We start from the raw sequence: 17,855 nt of genomic DNA, 5'->3' as shown, positions 1-17,855 counted from the left end.
TTCTCATTTACTCGGTAATATTCACGACAGTAACTTTTTCACGTGTCATAGAAAGAATACTTTTTTGAATGCCTTGTACACCCATACCAGATGATTTTACTCCTAAAAATGGGAAGTGATCTGGACCTCTTTCGGTACGACCGTTAATTTGAACGGAACCTGCTTCTATTTTATTTGCAATAGAAAATGCACGGTTAATATCTTTTGTAAATACACTTGCTTGTAATCCGAATTCTGATTCATTTGCAATGCGAATGGCTTCCTCGTCTGAAGACACGCGGATAATAGGTAGTACAGGTCCAAACGGTTCTTCCCATGCTATGCTCATATCTTCCGTAACATGATCGATAAGGGTAGGATAAATTAAATTACCTTCTCGCTTATTTCCCATAATGATGGTGGCTCCCTTTGCAACGGCATCGTCAATTAATCCTTGCACAAAGTCAGCTGATTTATCATCAATGAGTGGTACAATCACGCTGTTTTCTTCTGGAGAACCAACGGAAAGTTTACTGATTTCTTCATGTAAAAGGGAAACGAGTGTATCTGCAACAGTTTCATGAACTAATACGCGCTTAATAGCCGTACAGCGTTGACCAGAGTATGAAAATGCTCCGCTGCTAATGTGCTGCGCAGCAGCTTGTAAGTCCGCATCTTCACGTACGATTCCAGGATCCTTGCCACCTAGTTCGAGAACGAGTGGCACCATTTTAACCGTTTTTGCAATATGCTGTCCTGTCTCTGTACCACCTGTGAACGATACCATATCCACTCCACTGTGTTCCACTAAGTAGTCACCAATGACAGAACCACGGCCAGTAACTAAACTAAGAAGTCCATCTGGAAAACCTGCTTTATCCAACGCTTCTATCATTTTAATCCCACTAATTGATCCTTGAGTAGCTGGTTTGAAAATAACAGCATTCCCAGCCATTAGTGCAGGTGCGAGTTTGGCAGCTGCGAGATTTACGGGATAATTAAAAGGAGAAATGGCAAGTATAACGCCAAGTGGAACTCGTTGTACGACAGCAAGCTTTGATTGAGATCCACCAGGGAAGCTATCGCCCATCATACTTTCACCGTTCATATGAAGTGCTTCTCCTACAGTATATCGAATGAAGTCAGCAGTACGAACTGCTTCTTTTTTTGCATCATTATAGCCTTTACCGACTTCTTGCATTATAATCGTTGCAATTTCATCTTGCATATTAACTAATTCATCTGCCCATTTGTATAAAACACTTGCTCGTTCTTGCAGGGAAGTTTCTGCCCATTTTTTTTGTGCGAGTTTTGCAGATTGAATGGCTTCATCAACTTCTTGTTTAGTAATGGCTTGAACTTGTCCAATTATCTTGTGAAGATATGGTGATCTGATGTCTATCGTCTGACTTGATTCGCTTTCGCGCCATTGTCCATTTATATAAAACTTATACATTTTCATATAATTCCTCCTAGTTGTATGAAGTGAATATAAAGTGATTGTAGTAGTCTGTGCAAAAAAATTCAAATGTTTTATCCACATGTTGATAAATTGGCACAAATTTTGCATACTAATGTGAACAACCCGTGTCAACACGATACAAAATAGTGGATATTATTTTGGAGTGAACAAACGAATTGTAAAAAACACTATTGACAGGAAAGTTTATACAGTTATACAATTTAAAATGTAAAAAAATAGTCAAAAGGAGGTTGCGTGCTATGGATCGTGCAGTTGTTGGTAAGATAAAAACCGTACTTGTAAAACATCATATGCAACGCGTAACCACTTTTCGCATGATTAAATAGTTTTCTTAATTAATTATGACAGAAAGCGTGCGTTTCGCGTAATGAAACGTGCGCTTTTTTATGCATATTTTGGCATACCGCACAATGATGTGGTACGCCTTTTTTGTTTTGCGCCAATTGTTGCTGTTAAATAAAAAGAAACCAATTTGTTATAGCGGGTAGATAAAGATGTACAGGAGGGGATTTGAAGTATGCTATCAATGTTACAAAAGTTATCTTGGTTTTTTAAAGAAAATTGGAAGCGGTATACACTAGCGGTAGGCTTATTGCTTCTTGTAAATATAGTTGAAATCATTCCACCAAAGGTGATTGGATTGGCAATAGATGATATAAAAACAGATGTTTTAACATCGGGAGGAATTGCGACCTACTTAGAAATCTTATTATTTGTGATGATAGTCGGCTATATTGCCACATATTATTGGCAATATTACTTATTTGGCGGAGCATTTTTGTTAGAAAAAACGATGCGCGGAAAATTAACCAATCATCTTATAAAGATGACGCCGACATTTTATCAGAGGAACCGAACGGGCGATTTAATGGCGCGGGCAACAAATGATTTAAAAGCAATCTCCAATACAGCAGGGTTCGGAATTTTAACATTAGTGGATTCTAGCATGTATATGCTAACGATTTTGTTTATGATGGGAGTTACGATTAGTTGGAAGCTTACGTTTGCAGCCATTTTACCGCTTCCTCTAATGGCTTATGCGATGAATAAATATGGAAACAAACTTCATAAGCGCTTTACAATTGCTCAGGATGCATTTGGAGATATGAATGATAAAGTATTAGAGTCGATTGCAGGTGTACGCACCATTCGTGCTTATGTGCAAGAAACGGCAGAAGAGAGACGATTTCATACATTAGCTGAAGACATCTATGCGAAAAACATGGAAGTAGCGAAAATTGATGCATTGTTCGAGCCAACGGTTAAGATGCTTGTCGGGATAAGTTACTTAATTGGGCTTGTCTATGGTGCGTTTCTTGTATTTCAAAATGAAGTTACATTGGGAGAACTCGTCTCCTTTAATGTATATCTCGGGATGATGATATGGCCAATGTTTGCCATTGGCGAGCTAATCAATGTAATGCAACGCGGAAATGCTTCTATTGATCGTGTAAATAATACGCTCTCATATAAGCCAGATGTTGTAGAGGAGAAGGAAGCGATACATGTAGCTGAACCGACAATGCTAACATTTGAGAAAGTATCCTTTTCGTATCCTTCTTCTCATTCTAATAGTTTAGAGGATGTTAGTTTTTCCTTGAAAAGAGGGCAAACATTAGGAATTGTAGGTAAAACGGGAAGCGGAAAGACAACGCTAATTCGCCAACTATTGCGGCAATATCCGTTGGGGGACGGTACTATTTCTATTTCTGGTGTTCCACTCGAAAAAATTAAAATACAGGATGTCTTAAGCTGGATTGGGTATGTACCTCAAGAGCACATATTATTCTCAAAGACGGTAAAGGAAAATATTCTATTCGGTGTACAGGATATAACGGAAGCAGGTTTTGCTCATGCAATTAAGTTAGCTGCATTTGAAAAGGATATCGAGTTTTTACCGCAGGGATTGGAGACGATTGTTGGGGAAAAGGGAGTTTCCTTATCTGGTGGTCAAAAACAAAGAATTTCAATTGCACGGGCGATGATTGGAAATCCAGAAATTTTAATTCTAGATGACTCACTTTCGGCAGTTGATTCCCGTACAGAAGCTACGATATTAGAGGGAATTCGCACGGAGCGTAAGGGAAAAACAACCATTATTACGACCCATAGACTTTCGGCAGTACGTCATGCCGATTTAATACTTGTCATGGACGAAGGACATATAGTAGAGAAAGGGACCCATGGGGCGTTAGTGAAGGGACATGGATGGTACAAACAGCAGTATGAACGGCAACAACTACATGGACATGATAGTGAGGTGAGCGTATGAATACAGGAAAACGTCTTATTCAATATACGATGACCTTTAAAGAAATTGTGTTAGCTGCACTCTTAATGCTTAGTATATCTGTAGCAGCAGAGCTAACAGGTCCCTTTATAGCGAAGCAGATTATTGATCAGCATATTGTATCGATTGAACAACCATTTTTTCAAACAGAGAATACGAAAGATGCTGTATATATGAATGGAAGTTTCTATAAGAGAGGTGACAGGTTCACGCAAAATGAGCCAAAGGGAAAAGAAATTCAACTTGTACAAGTGAAACGAGATTTCTATTTGATTAATGGCCATATTTTATTTGAAGGAACTCGTACAGCCACTGACCAAGAAATTAGTGTTCACAAAGGAAATGCTGTTCAAACATATGCTGCTCAAAAATTGACAGGAGATGAGTTGTATTCCTTTTATAAGCCAGAAATATTTCGCATCCTTATTCTTGGTGGAGGTTATTTAGTCCTTATTCTTGTTGCTTCCCTATTTGCCTATGGTCAAAAGTTGTATATGCAAAAAGCTGCGAATCGAGTTATACAGAAAATGAGAGAAGATGTGTTCAGGCATGTTCAGAAGTTACCTATTTCCTACTTTGATCATCTTCCAGCAGGTAAAATTGTATCGAGGGTAACCAATGATACAGAAGCTATTCGTGAGTTGTATGTGACGGTTGTAGCTACCTTTTTCCAGAGCACCATGTATATAGTAGGTATTTTCATTGCTCTCTTCTTTCTGGATGTGAAATTAGCTAGTGTAGCATTGATCATCCTTCCTATTTTATATATTTGGATTGTGTTGTATCGAAAGGCTGCATCGCACTATAATCATCTTGTTCGTTCGAAGCTATCTGACATTAATGGAATGATTAACGAAAGCATTCAAGGAATGTCAATCATTCAAGCATTTCGACAAGAGAAGCAAATGAAACGTGAGTTTGCTAAGTTAAATCAGGATTATTATCAGTATCAGACGAAGCTTCTTCGCTTAAATTCAGCTACTTCACACAATTTAGTAAACATATTGCGAAATTTAGCGTTTGTTTCGGTAATTTGGTACTTTGGAGGTGCTTCTCTTAGTGCAAATGGCGTCATTTCTTTAGGTGTGTTATATGCATTTGTTGACTATTTAACACGGTTATTCACGCCAATTACGGGAATGGTTAATCAGCTTGCTAATTTGGAACAAGCAAGAGTATCAGCTGAGCGTGTGTTCCAGTTGCTTGATGAAGAGGGAATAGAGGTAAGCAGCGACAGAGCCCCTCGTCCTATAGGAAATGTTGAATTTAAGAATGTATGTTTTGCTTACAATGGGTATGATTATGTTTTAAAGGATATTTCATTTAAAGCAAAGCAAGGGGAGACGATTGCTCTTGTTGGGCATACTGGATCAGGGAAAAGTAGTATTATGAATATTTTGTTTAGATTTTACGAATTTCAAAAGGGACAGATTCGGATTGATGACCGTAATATAAATGAAATGTCAAAGCAGGCACTTCGTTCTCACATGGGGATTGTTTTACAAGATCCCTTTCTATTTACAGGAACGATTGCTACAAATGTCAGTTTAGAAAACGAAAAGATAACGAAAGATATGGTGCAGCATGCACTCAGTAGGGTAGGTGCGAATCGGTTTGTTTCACAGTTACCAAATGGGATAGATGAGCCGGTAATTGAGAAGGGAAGTACACTTTCCACAGGAGAACGACAGCTTATTTCATTTGCACGGGCACTTGCATTTAATCCAGCTATCTTAATCTTGGATGAAGCAACTGCGAGTGTGGATACAGAAACAGAGGCTGTAATCCAGCGTGCATTAGATGTACTAAAAAAAGGAAGAACAACCTTTGTGATTGCTCACCGATTATCAACGATTAAACAAGCAGACCAAATTCTTGTGCTAGAACGAGGACAAATCGTTGAACGTGGCTCACATGATGAACTTATGGAGAAAAAAGGTCGGTACTATCAAATGTATGAAACGCAAGCTGCTGGTTCCTAAATTACAGTAAAGTAAAAAATAGGCCTGTGCAAGGATGCAACAAGGCCTATTTCATACGATGACTCAACTCGTATTGAGTCATCTTTTTTTATTTTGAATAACCGCCCAGTTGTTGCTGAGCCATTGTAACTAAGCGTTTTGTAATTTCCCCACCGACAGAACCGTTTGCACGAGACGTTGCATCAGGGCCTAATGTGACTCCAAATTCTTGTGCAATTTCGTTTTTCATCGAATCAAGCGCAGGTTGTGAGCCTGGTACGACGAGCTGATTAGAAGATTGTTGATTTGGCATGCTCGTTCCTCCTTTGATTTTTCATCAAGCGTAAAAGCTAAGCTCTTACACTCATAGTATGGATGAAACAAATTACTACATACAGAAAATAAGTATGTAAATTTTACAAATATATAAATTCCAAAAACTAACACCTGTTTATCATACATAGAACGGTTTCTTTTTCACATAATAGAATTACATCATCTAAGGAGGTGATAGATATGGCAAACACAAATAACCTTGTAGTACCTGGATCACAGTCTGCGATCGACCAAATGAAATATGAAATTGCACAAGAATTTGGCGTAACACTTGGACCTGATGCTACATCTCGTGCTAATGGATCCGTTGGCGGTGAAATTACAAAACGTTTAGTTACAATGGCTCAGCAACAATTTACTGGTTATCCACAACGTTAATAGTATGGCTATAGGGGCGGAAATTATCCGCCCCTTTTTGGAGGAACGAAGTATGCAAATTTGTCCCTATTGTAATGGGTTGAAGGCAGTTAGGTTACCATGTTCTGTATGCGGGAATGAACTGCTGGATTATGGAAAAACAATCGATTATGTCGATTCGTATAGTCCGTATGAAGAAATAGATATGGAAGAGGATAAGGATTCACAATGTATACATATATTATATTGTAAAATTTGTTTACAAGAATTTGAAATTATGTTATTTACTTTGTAACAATGAAAAAGGACAATGATCTATATGTAGATCATTGTCCCCTTTGACAAATTATTCATTTCCACTATGAATGCGTGCTTCTGTATCCGTATCAAAGAAGTGAACTTTATTCATATCAAAGCCTAGTAATACCTTCTGACCTGGTTTATATTCGGAGTGAGCATCAACACGAGCAATGAATTCTTGACCGTTAATATAAGAGTATAGCATTGACTCTGCACCAAGTAATTCAGCAACTTCAATAGTAGCTTCTATATTAGCTCCTTGTACAGCTTGAACGAAAACAGGTTCATCATGAATTTCTTCTGGACGAATTCCCAAGAGTATTTCTTTGCCAATATATCCTTGTTCACGTAGGTATGTTAGCTTTTCTTCTGGTACCTTTAATACAAGATTCCCATTAACAAATACATCATCTTGTATGATTCCTTTAAAGAAGTTCATAGCAGGAGAGCCAATAAAGCCACCGACAAACACGTTTGCAGGCTTGTCGTATACTTCCTTAGGGGAACCAACTTGCTGAATCAAGCCATCCTTCATAACGACAAGACGTGTTGCCATTGTCATTGCTTCTGTTTGGTCATGAGTTACGTAAATCGTTGTCGTTGATAGACGTTGGTGGAGTTTGGCAATTTCGGCGCGCATGCTAACACGAAGCTTGGCGTCTAAGTTCGATAACGGTTCATCCATTAGGAATATTTTTGCATCACGAACAATCGCACGTCCTAAAGCAACGCGTTGCCGTTGTCCCCCAGAAAGAGCCTTCGGTTTTCGATCTAAATACTGCTCTAAACCTAGAATACGGGCAGCTTCTCTTACACGTTTGTCAATTTCATCTTTTGCGAATTTTCGAAGTTTTAAGCCAAATGCCATGTTCTCATATACACTCATATGTGGATACAAGGCGTAGTTTTGGAATACCATTGCGATATCACGGTCTTTAGGGGCAACGTCATTTACACGTTTGTCATCGATATAAAAATCACCTTTGGAGATTTCTTCTAATCCTGCAATCATGCGAAGTGTAGTAGATTTTCCGCAACCAGACGGGCCTACAAATACGATGAATTCTTTATCTGCAATAGTAAGGTTAAAGTCTGAAACAGCTGTTACATTATTATCATAAATTTTATAAATATGTTCTAATTTTAATTCAGCCATGGTACTTCCTCCTACCTAGTCTGTAATCGTTATCGTATTTGTAGTGTAACGTTTATGACCGACAAGCGTAAATGGGCAGACTGAATAAAAAGACGGCCTTTATTTGTGCAAACTGTACAAATAAATTATGACATTTCATTTAACAGGAGGGCAATATACACGGTTACAGCACCTGTGAATGTTTTAATATCGATTCCTGTTTTTTCTATAAATTTATCCACACGATATTGTACACTGTTTCGATGCATGTACTGTTTTTTCGCTGCAAGCGTCAGGTTCATATTGCATTCTAAATAAGTACGGATTGTGCGGAGCAGTTCGGTATCCTGTTTCACCCGTGTCAATAGCGGTTGTGCTAATTGTGGATTACTTATGAGTACATAAGGGAGTACATCCTCTAATTGATAAATGTTTTGCTTTGTCATAAATGGTAGGGCTTGTTCGAAAATTTGTTCTTCCCACACAAAAGCTGAAGGAAGGGACCCGTCTATCATTTGTCTTTTTCCAGCAAGTATACGAAGGGATATGAAAAAATCACTTGTTAATGTGGCAATCATTTCATGATCAAGGGATTCCGTTGAAGCTTCGAAGGGATAGGTTTCAATGATGATTCCATGCCGATGGTCCTTCCACAGGACAACGAAGGAAGTGGATAGTAGGCCTTGTAATGCCTCTTCCCATGTTTTCTTTTCAAAAAAGGGTTGCTTCATGGAAAAATGAAGGAATCGCACGTATTGAAATTCGCGCTGCAACGTAGGAATTATTTTTCCTTCTTGAAATAATAGCTCCTTCCACATACGCTTGGCGGGCGTGATGAAGAATTCGTCTGTTGAAATAGAAGTTAAAAACAGAGACAGCATTTCTTTATCTTTTATTGTTAGTTGTTTTTTCTCAATGCCAATGATTCGATTTTCTTCATCGGTGTACCATTCGTATTCCTTATATTCCTTCGGAATGTCATTAATTACAACATCGTCATAATATTGAAGTAGTTTTTCAAGCATTTTTGCATCTCCTTGCAACCTGAGTTATCGATATTCTACCATATTCTTAGGGTGAAAATAGAATCAAGAGTCGCTTGCAAAAGCTTCTTCCTCGAATATTGTGACAATATTTTCGATGGCACGCATCGTAATTTCTTTTTCATCAAATATCATTGGTTTTGCATTACACTCATAGATAAAATAATTTCCTTGCTTATCGATGCCGATATCCATTGAGAATTCTCTAACATTTCCAAAATGCCGGCACAGACTGTTTCCACATTGCTGGACTAACTCTGCCAGAATATCATGACGGATTGGACGAGATAATTCGGTTTCGTGTATACGCTCTCCCCCGTTATGAACATGCGTTGTAATTTGGTCTATAGCTGCAACGCGAATGCCAACACCTGTAATGGTAAACGAACCAGAAAGAGAGTGGACAAGGATACGTAAATCATATTTCCGATTGTGGTACGTATCATAATCGAGTGCAGGTTGAGCTAGGTACATCGCATTTCCGGCAATCAAATCCCAAGCTTCAGAAAGCTTGCTGTGCACAGTGGTACCATTTGCTGATGTAATAGCTACTTCTCCTTGGGCGTATCTCATGAAATATAAATTTTTTCCTTTTGAAGATTCACAATGCTTTACATACAAGGATTTATGGGATTGCAGCATGCTGGTGAGTCGCTCGCCATCAAGCAGAAAGGTTGGAAGTAAAAAGGGTCTTACTTTCTCATTTTGATATAATGTCTTATGAACATCCCATTTTGAGAAAAAATAAGGATTAACTACTGAGATTCCCATCGAAGTAAAAAGAGAGAGTGCATGCTGGCAGCTCTCTCTTTTTTCATGCGATCGGTACGGAATGCGGTTATAAACAACATCTGGATAAGGAAATGAACAAGCTCTCCATGTCTCGTTTTCTAGAAAAACGTAACCGGTAATGACTGAGTCATATATATCTTCAGGTGTGAAAACAAAACTAATCCCGCCCCGTAAGCGGAGCTCCTTCTGCAGCCTAGCAAAGCGTTTCCAATCTCCGCATATCTTTCCAGTAGATGAGCGGCTCGTTAGAATTCCGACTAGAGGTCCAACTCGCTCACCTTGTCGTTGCATAACAAATGAGATGGAAGGAGCAGGGGACGCTACCATAACTGTTCCACGTCCAAAATGAAAGTTATATGCAGGATGCGTCCAATTTCTTGTTATTTGGTTATATGTGATCACGGTCATGGAAACATTTCCTCCGGGAACATAAGTGATTTTTCTGTTAGATGAATAGCGTACTGAAGAAACAACTCCTTCGTTAATTGATCACTTGTTTTTAGCTTTGGGTGATCAAAAATGGAGCGACCCGGTTTAGAATTTGCTTCAAATAACCAAATGCGTTGCTCATGGTCCATTCCGATATCAAAGCCGATTTCCCCGATATACCCCTCCATCTTTTCATCGATTTTTTCGCTTAGTAGAAGTGTTGCCTGTTGCATAGCAAAGAGGATGGATGTTCGCAACTCTTCATCTGGAAAAATTTCTTCCATACTTTTAATGTCGCCCCCGTTATTTACATGTGTGGTCATACTACCTTGCCCAGCAATCTTAGCCGCTAATGCACTCATCTTCCATTCACCGTTTCTATTTTTATTGGTATGAATGCGAAAATCAACAGGATGTCCGTTCACGCGTAGGAGAGAAATTCCTTGCTGGACAATAAAGGTATGTAAATCATGCTGTGAAAGTAAATGATTGATGAGTACTTCAAGAGACTGATACTTTCGCAGCTTGTTTCCTTCCTCATCTCGAAAGCGGCAATAGTACTCGTTTTGCGAGGTGGAGTAGCGAATTTGATAAATACTCATGCCTAAGCTACCATTCATCGGTTTCATATAGACATGTTTATATTTTGAAAGAAGGAATTCGACTTGTTCGAATGATTCAAATAGCTGTGTTTCTGGTAAGTATAACGAAGCATTGAAATCTTCTTTAAGTAATTGATATACATCCCATTTGTTGAAAAATCCTGGATTAAACCAGGGGATTAAGTACTCGCTTTGCAGGCGCTGCTTAACGCGAGCAATCGCACGATGATGTTCCGTTTTTCGATTTGGCAACCTGTCATAGACAACATGTGGAAACGGAATATCATATTGTACCCAGCGCTTTTCATTGTAAAAGTAGCCTGAAATACATCCTTCCTTCCAGTTAATTTGATGGGAGCCAAATACAAAGATGTAAGCACCCTCTACTGAAGAAAGTAAATTCGCAAAAAATAAGGAACGTTCTCCTATTGGTCGTAAAGTAGATTCCGTAAACCCAGCTGTGAAAATTCCAATTAACGGTCCAATGTGAATGCTTTCTTCATGTAGAAAAATATGAACGTCAGACGAAAAAGGAAGCCCTAATTCAGCATAAATTTCACTACCAATCGTAACTGTGTTATCTGATAAATAATCTGTAATGACATCACATGGTAGGATACGCGTACCAAACGAAATCTCTTTTAGATTCACAGTGGATGGGAACACATAAGGAAGATACACTGTATTTGGATTGTGTTCACTTACTTGAATAGAAAATACCGTTTTTTTCATCGTACATCCGCCCCTTTAGAATGGCGTGCTAAATAGCGGCAGTAGGCAAGTGGGGCTCCGTATAATTGTTCTTTGCAGGATGGATTGGATGCTAGCAGTACTTTTCGCCCTGGCTTTGAGTTTATATCTAAGAGCCAAACTGCGTGACCGCGGTCCAATGAAAGATCGAGTCCGAGTTCAAATAATGGTGGAAGTTCTTTTTCCAATGTTTCAGGTACTGTTTTTATAAGAGTTACAATTGCTTCCTCTAGCATGATCCCTGTATGCTTTGCTAATGTTCGTTTCCATTCATCATAAGAAATGGGTTGACTCCCGGCGGCAAGGTTGGAAACAAGGGAGTGTGCTTCGCCAATTCGAACCGCGCGGCCAGCTTCGGTCCATAATCCTTCTTCATTTTTTTGTAATAATATTCGAATATCAAATGGTTGACTGTTTTCTTGAATAGAAAGAAATGGCTGTTGTATATAAGGTTTGTCTTGTAGAAGCTTTGATAACCATGTTAAGAATGCATCTTTGGATGAAAATGTATACCTTTGTATTTCCTTTTGCTGCATCTTTATGTTTATTTCATGGCGGCGGAGAGATAGATGGCAATAGCCATTTCCTTGAGAGCCATTCATGGGCTTTAGTACAAGTTCACGCGTTTTGAGAAGTGTATTCCAAACGCGATCAATCGTAGCTTGTTTTGTGATTGGTAAATAGGGGGAAATCATTGGATTTTTCGATAAAATTGAATATAATTGGAGCTTATCAGGTAACCCGTGCCCTAAAAAAACGGTCTGTGGTCGTTTCTTCAGCCATTCCACGATTGGCTTTGCCGCCTTGGAAGCACTCGATTGATTATAAAAACAACGGTCGTAAATATAGGAAGGTAAAGGAAATGTTTCCTTTTTCCAATCCTGCGTCTCATGATTAAATAGAAGTCCTGTCACCATTTCTGTACTTGGATCAATGTGGGAAGGAGTAAAACGAACGACAGGAATCTGATACCGCTTGCTGCGCTTTGCAATTTCAGTAAAATATTCATGTTCCTGATGTATGCGAAGGGAAAGTAAACCTAGCATTATTCCATCCTCCTTATCGGTTGTTTTGCTGCTATCGTACAATATAACAGAAGAGCACGAGCAGATGGTCTTGCAGATGAGGTAGCTGGTAGGTGATTTTTAGATGGTTTTATATTGACCTCAAGCAACCAGGGATTTCCTAGCTGATCCAGCGCTATATCCATTCCAAATTCTGCATATAAGCCATCGTAAGCTTGGCTTAGATATTTTGCTATTTCCAGAGAGAGCTCCATGATTAATTTTTTCACATGCCTGATGTCGTTCGTTTCAAATCCCCACTGCAATATTTCATCCATTTTATACATTTCTCCGCCTCTATCTATGTTAGAAACGAATTCACCTCTGTTTGAAACCCGTGCCACTACAGAGGTTACGTTCCATGTATAATGGTCTTTTTTTTGACAGAGAATTCGAAAATCAACGGAACGATCAAAGTACGTATAAAGAGAGAGCCCTTGCTGCACGATGTAAGGTCGTCGTCCGATATGCTGCTTTAACATTGCAAACAGTTCAGGAAGAGTAGCATACTCTTTGGAAATATCTCTTTGAAACGTCGTATAGTCTACTAAAAATTTCTCCGGTGACACCGTTATTTTAAAAATATGCTTTCCTTTACTACCGTAAATAGGCTTTACAAATATACATGGAAATTCAGAAATCACTTGTTCTAGTACCTTACAATCTGTGAATAGGTAACTAGTAGGAAGGAATGGCTTTAGATGCGGAAATGTCAAAAGTGTTTCGTATACTTCCCATTTATTTAAAAATCGATTGTTAAAATGAGGAATGCCGTAATCTTGTAGTACGTCTATCCATTTTTGAAAGATGTTACTTTGTTCTACTTTCCGAGAATGAATCCGATTGTACACGATTGAAGGAAACGGCATTTTCTCCTTTCTCCATTGTCCCTCTTGAAAGTAATAGCCGACTATGTGCTCTTTGTCCCAAAGAGATAAAGAGGTAACATAGAAGAAACAGCTACTTTGTTCACTTAATACGGCAACCTCCTCACAAAATTCGGATATAGAACCGAATGAAAGGGGGTCTAGACTTTGTATGTCTGTTACGATGGCAATAATTGGACCGAGAAATAGCTGCTGCTGGGAAGAAAGATAACGGTAGCGAATTTGCTGCACATTGTATAGAGTAAGGTAAGAAAGAAGAGAAGGAGAAGCAAAGAGAGTATTTTCTTTCTCGTCTATTGAAGTAATATTCACTAATACGCTCGTTAGACCAAAAAAAATAGTGATGGTATCACCTTTTCTGAGCTTCCATTGTTTTGCAAGGCGGCGAGATAGAAGAATATTGTGATATTCCAGTTCATTATGACTGACGATTTTCAATGATGATGCTGTAAACATTACATTCCCTCATTCTCTCCAAGATTATAAAGTTATAGTATGATGGGGAATAAGGGCTGGTGAACACGGATATATACCTACTGGCATAATCCGAAAGAATTATACATATGTTACATAGTCTGGTATAGTTAGAGTGATTATCAACGTATAAGGAGGAAAAAAAGATGGCAGCAAATATGTACGATGAAGCGTATGCATTACAGAAGGCGATCATCGAAAACTCTGATTTTCAAACGTTACAACAAAAATATCAAGCTGTACAAGCTGATGCTGAGGCTAAGCAGCTTTTTGAACAGTTTCGTGAAGTGCAAATGGTGCTACAACAAAAAATGATGCAAGGGCAGCAGCTTTCAGAAGCTGATAACGCGAGTGCACAACAAATTGTGGAACAGGTTCAACAAAATGTGAAAATTTCACAGCTAATGGAAGCGGAACAACGTATGAATTTACTTATTACTGACTTAAATAAAATTATTTTGAAGCCATTAGAGGATTTATACGGCACAATTATGCCTGCATAAGCTAAGCTTTGTAAAAAACGTCTGCATCCGCCTGCAGACGTTTTTTGGTTAGAAATATTTTATTTGGAAACATGAGGATGTCCGATGAAATAAAGGCGCCACGGATAGTGAATGGCTTCTTCTGCATAGTTAATATTGATGCGTGGACCACATCCAATTTTGTATTGCTGTGATAAATGGTCTTGCGGAGCTACTTTTTCGATGTATAACGTATCGCTAATAAGCGATTGTCCATTTTGCTCGGTTGTAATTTCCATTGCCTTTGCAAGTTTTCCGGGACCGTTTGTTATATTTCGTAGTTGCTGCTTTGTTACATCCACTGTTCCATATCGGGATTGTAGCATATGTTCCATTCCTTCGGCGGGCATAAGAGCACGAATGAGGATAGCATGTGGGACTCCTACTGGTGCGGTGACGATGTTAAAGCAATAGTGCATACCATAAATGAAATAGACGTATGCATGGGCAGACGGTCCATACATTACTTCTGTCCGTTTCGTTGGTTGTCCTCCGTAGCTATGTGCTGCTTTATCCTCTGTTCCTTGGTACGCTTCTACTTCTACAATATACCCACTACGCTTAATTCCATTTACAATATGTACAAGTTTATGCCCAAGCAAGCCCTGTGCAACTTCAAGTGTATTTCCTACATAAGAGGATTCTGGTAGCTTCATTGTATGACCTCCTTCTTATAACGATAACGTATCGTTCTAATATAGGCTTCCAATTCATAAGTTAAGTATAGGGTATGACAGAAAAGGAGGCGTGCTATGATTTATCGTCTGTTGGCTATTAATATAGACGGAACGCTGCTTCGCTCGAATGGTAGATTACAAAAGGGAACGAAGGAAGCTATCGACTTTGTTCGTGACAAGGAAGTATACGTTACGTTATACACAAGCCGTAATTTTCAATCGGCAGAGCGGATAGCAAAAGCATTAAAGCTGGAATCCATTCTTATTACACATAGCGGTTCATTTCTATCCTCTTCGCTCGACACTCCTTTTATACAAAATCGATTATCAGAGGAAAAAACATTTAACCTTGTGCAGGTTTTGGAACATTTTGATTGTAACATACGTATTACACATGAACGATTTTCACTAGGAAACCGCCGAAAGCTATCTTCAAACGTTATTGCACGTGCCGTTCTTTCGAATGCAGATCCTGTCTTTTATCCGATTCAATTTGTGGAATCACTGGGAGATACCCTTCGAGATGAGCCAGTTTCTGCGCCGAAAATTGATGTTTTCTTTTCCAATAAGGAAGAAAAGGATCGTACACTTCAGACAATTCGAGAAGAATTTGACGATGTTAGCGTAAGTGAATGTTCCGATTATCGGATTGAAATTCTGCCTCTTGGCGCTTCAAAACTTCACGGTCTGCAGCTTCTTGGTGAACATTTGAATATCGAGCTGCACGAGATGGTAGCAATTGGCGACAGTATAGATGACATTGAGGTGCTAGAGCATGTGGGATTAGGCGTGGCAATGGGAAATGCACCTCTTGCTGTTAAACATGCAGCAGACTGGATTACACGCTCTAACAATGAAAATGGGGTAACTTATATGATTAAGGAACATTTTCGTAAGCAATTTCCACTTACTTTTTTACAGGGATATACAAATAGTAAAAAAATCTAATCAAAACTCCTCAATTTATGAGGAGTTTTTTTGCGTCCCCTGCGTTTAATTTTTTGCTCTTGGAAACCGCTCCGATTACATGAAAAAAATTAAATGAATACAAGAGAAGGAAGCACCATCCTACAAATAGAATGTATATAAATGTAAAATTATGTAGGAGGTGGAAGTTTATCGTGTACATGACTATAGGCAGAATTTTCGATTTAGCTGTGCGAAACTATCCAAATAAGGAAGCCCTCGTAGAAACATCAAAAGAAATCCGCTATACGTATACACAATGGGATGAGCAAGTAAATAAAGTGGGAACGGCACTACTAGAAGCCGGAGTTACAAAGGGAGATACCGTATCCGTCTTTCTTTATAATTCAAGTGAGTTTGTAACCGTTTACTTTGCTTGTATGAAAGTAGGCGCAATCTTTAACCCAATTAATTATCGGTTAAAATCTAAAGAAGTAGCGTACATTCTATCTGATGCAAGTCCTAAAGTTGTTATATTTGAAAAAGCGGTTGAACCTGTAATTGCTAGTATTGAAGAGGAGTTTCCATCCGTCTCATTTTGGTATATTGAAAATAACGCACCCGATTATGCTGTCTCTTATCATGATACGGTTTCGAAGGCTTCATCCATACTTCCGCCAATAGAAGTAGTAGAAACCGATTATTGCTCGGTTATGTACACGAGCGGCACGACAGGACGACCGAAAGGAGTGCTTCATCGCCACCGTGAAATGGCGGAGCACAGTCTCATTTGTATGTACTATGAAAAATATACGCGAGATAGCGTAGGTCTTATTGTAGCACCTCTTTATCATTGCGGGGAGCTTCATGCAGGGCTATTATCACGCGTACATGCAGGTGCAAAAAATGTAATCTTACACCAATTTGAAGCAAAGGAAGTATTGCACACGATTGAAACAGAAGGCATTACGACCTTCTTTGCAGCGCCAACGATGTGGAATATGCTTTTGCAAGAGAATGTGACAAATTATAATTTATCTTCTATGAAACTAGGTGTTTATGGTGGTGCAGCTATGGCTCCGTCGCTCGTGAAGGAATGTAAGGAACGATTAAACATCGATTTAGTTCAAATCTACGGTATGACAGAAATGGGACCGGTTGTTGCATTTCTAGTAGAAGAAGATCAGTTAACAAAAGCTGGTTCAGCCGGTACACCCTGTTTTAACCATGAAATTCGAATTGTGAAGGCACAGGAAGATCATCCATCGGATCCTGAAGATATTCTTCCTCCCTATGAGGTAGGAGAAATTATTATGCGAGGTCCAACAATGATGGCATGTTATCATAACCGAGAAGAGGCTACGGAAAAATCATTGTACAATGGATGGTATCACTCCGGTGATCTTGGTTATATGGATCAGGATGGATATTTGTACGTAGCTGATCGCGTTGATGATATGGTAATTAGCGGAGGAGTGAACATTTATCCGCGGGAAATTGAAGACTTTTTGCATAGTCATGAAGGGATTCTTGATGTAGCTGTACTTGGTGAGCCTGACGAACTTTGGGGAGAACGGGTCACTGCAGTTGTCGTCAAGAAGGACCTAAGTATAACGGCAGAAGAACTAGATGCTTATTGCAAACATAGTGATGCATTAGCTGATTATAAACGCCCTCGTCACTACGTTTTTCTAGATGAATTACCGCGAAACGCGAGCGGAAAAATGCAGAAGTTCGTACTACGGCAAATGTTTGCGCAATCGGTGAAATAAATAGGGGAGTGGAGCAGAGAACCTTTATCTCTGCTCCACTTTTTCCGTATTATTTCATTGATAAAAAAAGGTAAATCTGTTGTTATTCCAGGATTTC

16 protein-coding genes are annotated in these 17,855 nt (G+C 39.0%); 7 read left to right on the top strand and 9 right to left on the bottom strand.

All coding sequences use genetic code 11. From position 1 onward, the window contains the following. Positions 1 to 7 precede the first annotated feature (7 nt). Positions 8 to 1,441, bottom strand: a complete 1,434-nt coding sequence (locus tag ACAN53_RS11670; RefSeq protein ID WP_379970134.1) for an NADP-dependent glyceraldehyde-3-phosphate dehydrogenase — start codon at positions 1,439 to 1,441, stop codon at positions 8 to 10. 538 nt (positions 1,442 to 1,979) lie between these two features. On the opposite strand from ACAN53_RS11670, the gene ACAN53_RS11665 reads away from it, so the two are divergent. Then, entirely contained in the window at positions 1,980 to 3,734 is a 1,755-nt protein-coding gene (locus ACAN53_RS11665; protein ID WP_379970132.1) for an ABC transporter ATP-binding protein, read from the top strand. After that, positions 3,731 to 5,734, top strand: coding sequence for an ABC transporter ATP-binding protein (locus ACAN53_RS11660; protein ID WP_379970130.1), 2,004 nt, complete (start codon positions 3,731 to 3,733; stop codon positions 5,732 to 5,734). The genes ACAN53_RS11665 and ACAN53_RS11660 overlap by 4 nt, the downstream gene beginning before the upstream one ends. An 88-nt stretch (positions 5,735 to 5,822) precedes the next feature. Here the strand turns inward: ACAN53_RS11660 and ACAN53_RS11655 are convergent, their stop codons facing one another. Further along, positions 5,823 to 6,026, bottom strand: coding sequence for a small, acid-soluble spore protein, alpha/beta type (locus tag ACAN53_RS11655; RefSeq protein ID WP_379970128.1), 204 nt, complete (start codon positions 6,024 to 6,026; stop codon positions 5,823 to 5,825). 203 nt (positions 6,027 to 6,229) lie between these two features. Between ACAN53_RS11655 and ACAN53_RS11650 the strand changes: the two genes are divergently transcribed. Both ACAN53_RS11650 and ACAN53_RS11645 read left to right on the top strand, forming a co-directional pair. After that, positions 6,230 to 6,427, top strand: coding sequence for a small, acid-soluble spore protein, alpha/beta type (locus ACAN53_RS11650; RefSeq protein ID WP_379970126.1), 198 nt, complete (start codon positions 6,230 to 6,232; stop codon positions 6,425 to 6,427). Positions 6,428 to 6,479: 52 nt separating this feature from the next. Beyond that, positions 6,480 to 6,701 (top strand): hypothetical protein, encoded by a 222-nt coding sequence (locus ACAN53_RS11645; protein WP_379970124.1) that lies wholly within the window; start codon positions 6,480 to 6,482, stop codon positions 6,699 to 6,701. Positions 6,702 to 6,752: 51 nt separating this feature from the next. Here ACAN53_RS11645 and ACAN53_RS11640 read toward each other — a convergent pair whose 3' ends face one another. From ACAN53_RS11640 to ACAN53_RS11615, 6 genes are all read right to left on the bottom strand, one after another. Then, on the bottom strand, positions 6,753 to 7,862 hold the full coding sequence (locus ACAN53_RS11640; protein ID WP_379970122.1) for an ABC transporter ATP-binding protein: 1,110 nt from the start codon (positions 7,860 to 7,862) through the stop codon (positions 6,753 to 6,755). A gap of 125 nt (positions 7,863 to 7,987) precedes the next feature. Further along, positions 7,988 to 8,866 carry a PucR family transcriptional regulator gene (locus ACAN53_RS11635; protein ID WP_379970120.1) on the bottom strand — a complete coding sequence of 293 codons (879 nt, stop codon included), beginning with the start codon at positions 8,864 to 8,866 and terminating at the stop codon, positions 7,988 to 7,990. A 63-nt stretch (positions 8,867 to 8,929) separates the two neighbouring features. Continuing rightward, a complete protein-coding gene (locus tag ACAN53_RS11630) occupies positions 8,930 to 10,084 on the bottom strand; it encodes a YheC/YheD family endospore coat-associated protein (RefSeq protein ID WP_379970118.1) in 1,155 nt (384 codons plus the stop codon). After that, the gene (locus ACAN53_RS11625) at positions 10,081 to 11,439 is read right to left on the bottom strand and encodes a YheC/YheD family endospore coat-associated protein (RefSeq protein WP_379970116.1); all 1,359 of its coding nucleotides are present in this window, start codon (positions 11,437 to 11,439) and stop codon (positions 10,081 to 10,083) included. The genes ACAN53_RS11630 and ACAN53_RS11625 overlap by 4 nt, the downstream gene beginning before the upstream one ends. Then, positions 11,436 to 12,503 carry a YheC/YheD family endospore coat-associated protein gene (locus ACAN53_RS11620; protein ID WP_379970114.1) on the bottom strand — a complete coding sequence of 356 codons (1,068 nt, stop codon included), beginning with the start codon at positions 12,501 to 12,503 and terminating at the stop codon, positions 11,436 to 11,438. The genes ACAN53_RS11625 and ACAN53_RS11620 overlap by 4 nt, the downstream gene beginning before the upstream one ends. Further along, on the bottom strand, positions 12,503 to 13,864 hold the full coding sequence (locus ACAN53_RS11615) for a YheC/YheD family endospore coat-associated protein (RefSeq protein ID WP_379970112.1): 1,362 nt from the start codon (positions 13,862 to 13,864) through the stop codon (positions 12,503 to 12,505). The genes ACAN53_RS11620 and ACAN53_RS11615 overlap by 1 nt, the downstream gene beginning before the upstream one ends. A gap of 164 nt (positions 13,865 to 14,028) precedes the next feature. On the opposite strand from ACAN53_RS11615, the gene ACAN53_RS11610 reads away from it, so the two are divergent. Next, a complete protein-coding gene (locus tag ACAN53_RS11610) occupies positions 14,029 to 14,385 on the top strand; it encodes a YlbF/YmcA family competence regulator (protein ID WP_379970110.1) in 357 nt (118 codons plus the stop codon). Between the two features lie 59 nt (positions 14,386 to 14,444). Here the strand turns inward: ACAN53_RS11610 and ACAN53_RS11605 are convergent, their stop codons facing one another. After that, a complete protein-coding gene (locus ACAN53_RS11605; RefSeq protein ID WP_379970108.1) occupies positions 14,445 to 15,059 on the bottom strand; it encodes a DNA-3-methyladenine glycosylase in 615 nt (204 codons plus the stop codon). A gap of 96 nt (positions 15,060 to 15,155) precedes the next feature. On the opposite strand from ACAN53_RS11605, the gene ACAN53_RS11600 reads away from it, so the two are divergent. Both ACAN53_RS11600 and ACAN53_RS11595 read left to right on the top strand, forming a co-directional pair. After that, positions 15,156 to 16,028 (top strand): Cof-type HAD-IIB family hydrolase, encoded by an 873-nt coding sequence (locus ACAN53_RS11600; protein WP_379970106.1) that lies wholly within the window; start codon positions 15,156 to 15,158, stop codon positions 16,026 to 16,028. A 173-nt stretch (positions 16,029 to 16,201) separates the two neighbouring features. Beyond that, a complete protein-coding gene (locus ACAN53_RS11595; RefSeq protein ID WP_379970104.1) occupies positions 16,202 to 17,758 on the top strand; it encodes a fatty acid--CoA ligase in 1,557 nt (518 codons plus the stop codon). Positions 17,759 to 17,855 lie beyond the last annotated feature (97 nt).

Source organism: Ectobacillus soli, from assembly GCF_042610425.1.
GTDB lineage: Bacteria > Bacillota > Bacilli > Bacillales > Bacillaceae_G > Ectobacillus.
This window is presented reverse-complemented; position numbering and strand designations above follow the sequence as displayed.

Coding starts and splice junctions, on each gene's coding strand:
- ACAN53_RS11670 (WP_379970134.1), bottom strand. CDS start 1,441: ATGAAAATGTATAAGTTTTATATAAATGGACAATGGCGCGAAAGCGAA.
- ACAN53_RS11665 (WP_379970132.1), top strand. CDS start 1,980: ATGCTATCAATGTTACAAAAGTTATCTTGGTTTTTTAAAGAAAATTGG.
- ACAN53_RS11660 (WP_379970130.1), top strand. CDS start 3,731: ATGAATACAGGAAAACGTCTTATTCAATATACGATGACCTTTAAAGAA.
- ACAN53_RS11655 (WP_379970128.1), bottom strand. CDS start 6,026: ATGCCAAATCAACAATCTTCTAATCAGCTCGTCGTACCAGGCTCACAA.
- ACAN53_RS11650 (WP_379970126.1), top strand. CDS start 6,230: ATGGCAAACACAAATAACCTTGTAGTACCTGGATCACAGTCTGCGATC.
- ACAN53_RS11645 (WP_379970124.1), top strand. CDS start 6,480: ATGCAAATTTGTCCCTATTGTAATGGGTTGAAGGCAGTTAGGTTACCA.
- ACAN53_RS11640 (WP_379970122.1), bottom strand. CDS start 7,862: ATGGCTGAATTAAAATTAGAACATATTTATAAAATTTATGATAATAAT.
- ACAN53_RS11635 (WP_379970120.1), bottom strand. CDS start 8,866: ATGCTTGAAAAACTACTTCAATATTATGACGATGTTGTAATTAATGAC.
- ACAN53_RS11630 (WP_379970118.1), bottom strand. CDS start 10,084: ATGACCGTGATCACATATAACCAAATAACAAGAAATTGGACGCATCCT.
- ACAN53_RS11625 (WP_379970116.1), bottom strand. CDS start 11,439: ATGAAAAAAACGGTATTTTCTATTCAAGTAAGTGAACACAATCCAAAT.
- ACAN53_RS11620 (WP_379970114.1), bottom strand. CDS start 12,503: ATGCTAGGTTTACTTTCCCTTCGCATACATCAGGAACATGAATATTTT.
- ACAN53_RS11615 (WP_379970112.1), bottom strand. CDS start 13,864: ATGTTTACAGCATCATCATTGAAAATCGTCAGTCATAATGAACTGGAA.
- ACAN53_RS11610 (WP_379970110.1), top strand. CDS start 14,029: ATGGCAGCAAATATGTACGATGAAGCGTATGCATTACAGAAGGCGATC.
- ACAN53_RS11605 (WP_379970108.1), bottom strand. CDS start 15,059: ATGAAGCTACCAGAATCCTCTTATGTAGGAAATACACTTGAAGTTGCA.
- ACAN53_RS11600 (WP_379970106.1), top strand. CDS start 15,156: ATGATTTATCGTCTGTTGGCTATTAATATAGACGGAACGCTGCTTCGC.